This window comes from Streptomyces sp. NPDC058872 (assembly GCF_042743065.1).
In the GTDB taxonomy this organism is placed as follows: Bacteria; Actinomycetota; Actinomycetes; order Streptomycetales; family Streptomycetaceae; genus Streptomyces.
Genome location: NZ_JBHYMK010000041.1, coordinates 64,423 through 71,048, shown reverse-complemented (window position 1 = coordinate 71,048; position 6,626 = coordinate 64,423). Strand labels below are relative to the sequence as shown.

Genomic DNA, 6,626 nt, shown 5'->3' with positions numbered 1-6,626 from the left:
CCACCCCCCAGGTCATGCCTTCGACAGGGGGCAACAGTCATGCCGGGCCCGGAGGCCAGGAGCCCCATTTCAGGGCCACGGAAAAGGTAACGGGGGCGGCGCACCCGTGCGTCCGCGCGCCTCGGGGACGCACGGTCCCCGACAGCCCGTTCCCTTGGCGACGAACTCCTCGCAGGAAAGGGAGACTTCGCAGCCGACGAGCAACACCGGACCCGCCGCGCCGGGTTCGGAGACCGGTCCGCGTGGAACACGCCGGAGTCCCACTGCCCTTGTTCCCCCATCGTCCCAGCGGCCGGCACGGGTGTTCACTGCAGGTCCTCGGCACCCTTCCGCGCTCCTCCCTGCCGCACGCCGGCGCCGTTCCGCCCCACCGCGTGGGCGACGGCACGGGGCGGGGCCGCACAGCGGTCGGACGTCGAACGCGGTTTCGCGTCCGGCTCGGTGACGCACCGTCTCCTCCCGCGGCGGCCCGGGTGGCCGTGACCGGACTCGGCCCCTTCCGGGCGGAGCGGTCCGCGCCCGACCGGCCGACCGGGGCCCGTTCCGGGCCTGCGGAACGTCGGGATCGCGGGGAGTCGTCGCCGAGGCCCGGGGCCGCGCCGGGGGCAGCGCTCCGCGCAGCTCCGTACTGCACGAGCGTTCAGGACCCGCATCCACGGCCCGTCCGCCCCGCCCCTACTCTGACGCCGCGACGCGCACGGGTGTTCCCGTGCGGGTCGCACGAGTCCGTCAACGACGAGGAGTGATCCCGATCTTCACGACAGCACACCGACGCACCGGGCGGCGCATGGGTGTCTCCCTGCTGCTCGCCTGCGCCCTGATCCTGCCGGGCACCGGTCCAGCGGTCGCGGAGGGCACGGCCCCGGTCACCACGGGAGCGGTGTTCAACGACCCGAAGGGCACGGTGACGGAGCAGAACGCCGTCAAGGACCACATCATCGGAACGATCGACGAGACGGTGTCCGGCCGGATGATCCGGGCCGCCCTGTACGCACTGAAGGACCAGGACTACGCCGACGCCCTCGTCGACGCCCACGCCCGGGGCGTCAACGTCCGGGTCGTCCTGGACTTCAAGTACCACACCTCTGCCGCAGCCCAGTCCGTGATCAGCGCACTGGGCACGGACACGAGCGCCGGCTCCTGGGTCAAGGTCTGCCCGGAAGGGCGCGGTTGCATGGCGACCGCGGGCACCAACCCGATCAACCACAACAAGTTCTTCACCTTCTCCCGCGTCGGCGCGGTGGCGGGCCTGGGCGAGGACGTGGTCATCCAGACGTCCGCGAACCAGACGGCGGTCAACACCGCCAAGTACTGGAACAACGCCTACACCGTCGTCGGCAACACCGACCTGTACACGGCCTACGTGGGGTACTTCAACGACCTGGCCGCAGCCGTCGCGAACAACGACTACTACACGACCGGCAAGGTCGGCACCGAGAAGTACTACTTCTTCCCGCAGGCGACCGATGACCTCGTCGTCGGCGTCCTGGACAACGTCTCCTGCACCGGCAACACCACCGTCGGCACGCCCACCACGCACCGCTCCATCGTCCGCGTCGCCGCCTTCGCCCTGCACCGCGCCGCGGTCGCCTCCGCTCTCGCCTCCCTCGCCGAGCAGGGGTGCACGGTCGAGGTCGTCTACGCCGACAGTTCCCAGGAAGCCGCCCTCAAGGGCCACGCCAACCTCACCCTGAAGCGACTCAAGACCTCTGACGGCTACCTCGTCCACTCCAAGTACTTCACCGTCGAGGGCAACTACGCCGGCCACCCCGACACCAAGTGGACCTTCACCGGCTCGCACAACCTGGACCAGTCGTCCCTGCGCGAACAGGACGAGGCCGTGATCCGTCTTGAAGGTGCGGCACCGCACGACGCCTACGCCCGGAACTTCGCGTCGCTCAAGGGCTACGCGACGTCGGTGAACTGACCCCGGGGGCCGGCGGGCCCGTCATCCCGCTGCGCCCCGCGACCGTGGGGCGTCAAGCCCCCGTGGCGCTCCTGACGGAGCGCCACCCGGCCGGTGTCCTCGACGCACGATCGAATCGAAAACCCAGGAAGATCTCATTGCCAGAAACGAGCAAGCACTGACTGAGGGTGACGCATTGTTCGATGCCCTGATCCGCAGGCATTCCGAGGAGTTGGCACAGCCGTGACATCGAGGAAGAAAAGGAAAATCATCATGGGACGTGCCAGGACAGGCCGGGCACGGACGACGTCCGCTGCGCTCGCCCTTTCGGCCGTGTGCCTCATCGGGGCATCCGCCTGCACGAGCGGGCCGGAGCCGGACGCACCGGTGGCGACGCCCCCTGTCGCCGTGAGCACCACGCTTGTGGAGGAGAACGCGAACCCCGGCCAGAGAGCTGCGGAGCGGGTGAAGAACCGGATGGATCCCCTGATCGACCAGCATCTGGCCGCCCACGGAGAAGGCACGAAGTCCCCGTGCCGACCGACCGCAGAGAGTCTTTTCGACGAGAAATGCCTCGCGGCAGCCACCTCGATCGGGGCGATTGCAGAGGCGGCACTCGCCGAGATCGAGGGTGTGGACGAGCCGGGGTTCGCGACCCTGCGACAGGCCTCCGCGCACACCGCCGAGGCGGCACGCGGGTACGCCGAGCTGGACTGCGCCGACAACCCCCAGGATCCTGCGACCCGATCAAAGTGTGTGGACCACGGGTCCGTGATCGCTCAAGCCCCCAGAGATCTGATGGATGGACTTCGCCTGGGCCTCGCCGGCCAGTAAGGGTGGTCTTGGGTGACAGGTACGAGAAACATTCCGAAGAGTCCACGCTGCGGACAGACAGTGGTGCCCATCCTCGCCGTCGGGGCAGGGCAGTTGCAGCCATTGCTGTCACCGCGGCCCTGCTCTCTGTGGTGGGAATCGTCGCTACCGATTTCATCCGGTCGCCAGGGCAGGCCGTGGCCGATGCTGCTCCACCACCTCCCAGTGAGCTTTTCCGACCTCGCACTGAGGCGTGAGGAAGGACAAGGACGGCCTTCACGACGTCGGTGATGCGGTTGGTGCTGCAGCGGAGCTTCCGCAGGAGGTACCAGCCCTTGAGGATGGCCGTGGCCTGCTCGCCGAGGCAGCGGATCTTCGCGTGGCTGCTGCGGTGACGGCGCTTCCCCTCTTCAGGTGGCGGCCCCGATTCCTGCCCCTGGGTACGGGCCGTAGGGGGGTCCCGGGGCGTCCTGCCCCATCAGCAGCCCCTCTCCCGGTGGGGGCCTCGCCCCGGGGCGTCGTTGTCCCCGGTCCGAACCGATCGGCCCCGGCCCCGGCCGCACGGGTCCGCGCGCCGCCACGGTCCACGCGCCGCCACGAGGGCCTGCGGCCGTTCGGCCGCAAGAAGTGGGCCCGAACGGTAGCAGGGCGTGTCGCCCCGTCCGCTCCGGGCGGACGGCGCGCAGAGTGCCGCTATGACACGTACCCGTACGGCTGGCCTGGTCACCGCCGCCCTCCTCGCCCTGGTGTCGGCCGCCGCCCCCGCCCTGTCCGCCCCACCGGCCGGGACCGCCACCGCCCACCCTCCCCGTGCGTGTGCGTCGACGCCCCAGGGCGTCGGCGGACAGGCGGCACGCATCACCCACCTCGTGCGGAAGACGCGCAAGGACCTGGGGCTGAACGCCGTACTGGCCAAGGTGACCGTGCACGGGCGCGAGGTCGTCACCACGGCGGCCGGCGAGTCGATGACGGGAGTGCCCGCCACGACCGACATGCACTTCCGTGCCGGCGGAGTGGCGATCCCCTATCTGACGAACGTCCTGCTGCAACTCGTCGACGAAGGCCGCGTCGACCTCGACGCACCGGTGTCCCGGTGGCTCCCCCGGCTGCCGCACGGCGACGAGATCACACTGCGCATGCTCGGCAGCTCCACTTCCGGCTTGTACGACTACGTGACCGACCCCGGCTTCCTCGCCGCGCTCCACGAGGACCCGTTCCGACAGTGGAGCCCGCGCGAACTCCTCGCCATCTCGACCGGGGAGCCGCTGTGGTACGAACCGGGCACCAACTGGAGCTACTCCCACGCCAACTTCGTGATCCTGGGCGCCGCACTGGAGCGGATCACCGACACCCGTCTGGACCGGCTCCTCGAACAACGCGTCTTCCACCCGCTGGGCCTGCGGGAAACCCGCAACTCCTTCACCCCCGCCATGCCGCGGCCGGTGCTGCACGCCTTCACCGACGAGCGCGGCACCTACGAGGAGTCCACCTTCTGGAACCCCTCCTGGACCATCGCGCCGGGCGCGGTGCTCACCTCGGACATCTGTGACCTGGGCCGGTCCGCCGAGGCCATCGGCACGGGCCGGTTGATCTCACCGGCGTCGTACCGCACGCTCCTCGATCCGGGCACCGTCGGGAAGGGCGGCCCCACCGCCACCTGCCCCGCGACGGTGTGCCGGGCGCAGACCGCGGAGGCGCACTACGGACTCGGGGTGGTCGTCAAGGACGGCTGGATCTTCCAGAATCCGTTGTTCTCCGGCTACGGCGAAGTGATGGCCTACCTGCCCGCCGAGGGTCTGGCTATCGCCGTGGCGACGACCACGGGACCGGAGTCCCCGCAGGGCAACACCGCACAGACGGTGGCGTCGCGCATCGCCGCCGCCCTGGCTCCGGGCCATCCGCTCTTCGCCTGACGGAGCACCACGGGAAGGGAGTCGGCCGTCCCGGAGGACGTCCGGGACGGCCCGGCGCCTTTCGGCCCGGCGCCTTCGGGACCGTCGTCTTTCGGCCCGTCTCAAGGATTTTCTCCTCCCACCCCTTGGCCTCTCCACCCCCACACCTAGAGGCTGCGGTGGACACGTCAAATCAGTGCGTGTCCAAGACCGTCACCTCCAGGAGGACTTGGTGCTGAAGAGCGCGCGAGCCCGCAGGGCCACGCTGACCCTCGCAGGAGCATTCGCCTTGGTGATCGCCGTCCCGAGCGTCGCTTTCGCCGCCCCGCCCCCCGCACTGCCGGCCAACGCGGACGCACTGGATCGCACCTTCCAGCCGGGGTACGACTACGACACCGACGGCTGTTACGCCGTGCCCGCGATCGGTCCGGACGGCTCCCTCAACGGCGGTCTGAAGACCACCGGGGCGCTCAACGGCAGCTGCCGGGACGCGTCCGACCTCGTCAACACCAATGGCTACTCACGCTCCACGTGCAACAACGGTTGGTGCGCCGTCATGTACGCCTCGTACTTCGAGAAGGACCAGGTCGTCCCCGGCTGGGACCTGTTCGGGCACCGGCACGACTGGGAGCACGTGGTGGTCTGGGTGCAGAACGGCGAGGCGAAGTACGTGGCCACCTCCGCCCACGGGAACTTCAACGTCTACCCCCGTGACCAGATCCGCTGGGAGGGCACCCACCCGAAGGTCGTCTACCACAAGGACGGGGCGTCCACGCACTGCTTCCGACCCGCCAACTCCCACGACGAGCCGCCGGAGAACCACCAGCAGACCTGGCAGTACCCGGCCCTGGTCGGCTGGAACGGCTACCCTGCCGGTCTGCGCGAGAAGCTGGTCGCCGCCGACTTCGGCAGTGCGCACTTCGGGCTGGGGGACGGCAGTTTCGAGGGCAACCTCGCCAAGGCGAAGCCGGCCGGAATCCCCTTCTCCCCCTCTGCATGAGCCCGGACTCCGTGTCCCCGGAGACCCCCGGGGGCCGCTCCGTCCACCGGTGCCCTCATCACCCGCGGCCCGACCGCCCGCCGGTGGCGCCGGACCGTCCGTAAGCGAAACGGACGGCTCCCCGAGGGCCGCGCCCGCGGACCCGGCCCGATCGGCTGCGCGCGGTGGGCCTCGCCCCTGCTTCCCGTGGGCAAGGCCCCATCGGCCGTTGGACCGCGCCCGGAAGGAAAATGCGTCGACAACGCCCCTCGACACCCTTGAAAGTGATCGTCCATGACGAGCAGTGAGCTATGGAGCCGTGCGACCGCCGAGCGCTACGACGCCGAAGAAGCCGAGACGTCCTCGGCCGCCGCTCTCGAACCGACCCTCGCCTTCCTCGCCGAGCTCGCCGGAGGGGGCCGGGCACTGGAGTTCGCCATCGGAACCGGACGCGTGGGCGTCCCGCTCAGGGAACGCGGCGTGCCGGTGGTCGGCATCGAGCTGTCCGAGCACATGGCAGCGGTGCTGCGGCGCAAAGTCGACGAGGACACGCTCCCGGTCGTCATCGGGGACATGGCCACCACCATCGTTCCCGGCGAGTTCAGTCTGGTCTACCTGGTCTACAACACCATCACGAACCTGCTCACCCAGGACGAACAGGTCGAGTGCTTCCGCAACGCCTCCCGCCATCTGGAGCCCGGCGGCCGATTCGTCATCGAGCTGGGCGTGCCACCGTTGCGGTTCCTGCCGCCCGGCCAGGTCGCGGTGCCGTTCGACGTCTCCGAACGGCACCTGGGCTTCGACACCTTCGACCTCGTCGAACAGGTCCTCGTCTCGCACCACTTCACCCGCGAGGACGGCGACGGCCGCTACCGCCGCGACGCCTCCCGGCACCGCTACGCCTGGCCGGCAGAGCTCGACCTGATGGCGCGGATCGCCGGGTTGGAAAAGGAACGCCGTGTCGCCGACTGGCACGGGGCGCCGTTCGCCCAGGACTCCCCGAAGCACGTCTCCGTGTGGCGCAAGCCCGCCTGAG

At 69.9% G+C, this 6,626-nt stretch carries 5 protein-coding genes and 1 pseudogene; 5 read left to right on the top strand and 1 reads right to left on the bottom strand.

What is annotated here, in order from left to right; all coding sequences use genetic code 11:
- Nucleotides 1–787 precede the first annotated feature (787 nt).
- The gene (locus ACFW22_RS24340; RefSeq protein WP_386408274.1) at nucleotides 788–1,927 is read left to right on the top strand and encodes a phospholipase D-like domain-containing protein; all 1,140 of its coding nucleotides are present in this window, start codon (nucleotides 788–790) and stop codon (nucleotides 1,925–1,927) included.
- A 387-nt stretch (nucleotides 1,928–2,314) separates the two neighbouring features.
- The gene (locus ACFW22_RS24335) at nucleotides 2,315–2,740 is read left to right on the top strand and encodes a hypothetical protein (RefSeq protein WP_386408272.1); all 426 of its coding nucleotides are present in this window, start codon (nucleotides 2,315–2,317) and stop codon (nucleotides 2,738–2,740) included.
- 226 nt (nucleotides 2,741–2,966) lie between these two features.
- Here the strand turns inward: ACFW22_RS24335 and ACFW22_RS24330 are convergent.
- A pseudogene (locus ACFW22_RS24330) lies at nucleotides 2,967–3,107 on the bottom strand (IS5/IS1182 family transposase); the annotation flags it as partial.
- 307 nt (nucleotides 3,108–3,414) lie between these two features.
- Between ACFW22_RS24330 and ACFW22_RS24325 the strand changes: the two are divergent.
- The 3 genes from ACFW22_RS24325 to ACFW22_RS24315 all read left to right on the top strand — a co-directional run bounded on the left by ACFW22_RS24325 (nucleotide 3,415) and on the right by ACFW22_RS24315 (nucleotide 6,625).
- Nucleotides 3,415–4,632 carry a serine hydrolase domain-containing protein gene (locus ACFW22_RS24325; protein ID WP_386408270.1) on the top strand — a complete coding sequence of 406 codons (1,218 nt, stop codon included), beginning with the start codon at nucleotides 3,415–3,417 and terminating at the stop codon, nucleotides 4,630–4,632.
- Between the two features lie 211 nt (nucleotides 4,633–4,843).
- On the top strand, nucleotides 4,844–5,611 hold the full coding sequence (locus tag ACFW22_RS24320) for an NPP1 family protein (RefSeq protein WP_386408268.1): 768 nt from the start codon (nucleotides 4,844–4,846) through the stop codon (nucleotides 5,609–5,611).
- Between the two features lie 273 nt (nucleotides 5,612–5,884).
- The gene (locus ACFW22_RS24315) at nucleotides 5,885–6,625 is read left to right on the top strand and encodes a class I SAM-dependent DNA methyltransferase (protein WP_386408266.1); all 741 of its coding nucleotides are present in this window, start codon (nucleotides 5,885–5,887) and stop codon (nucleotides 6,623–6,625) included.
- Nucleotide 6,626 lies beyond the last annotated feature (1 nt).

Excerpts from the sequence above, each read along its gene's own strand:
- ACFW22_RS24340 (WP_386408274.1), top strand. The coding sequence starts at position 788 with ATGGGTGTCTCCCTGCTGCTCGCCTGCGCCCTGATCCTGCCGGGCACC.
- ACFW22_RS24325 (WP_386408270.1), top strand. The coding sequence starts at position 3,415 with ATGACACGTACCCGTACGGCTGGCCTGGTCACCGCCGCCCTCCTCGCC.
- ACFW22_RS24315 (WP_386408266.1), top strand. The coding sequence starts at position 5,885 with ATGACGAGCAGTGAGCTATGGAGCCGTGCGACCGCCGAGCGCTACGAC.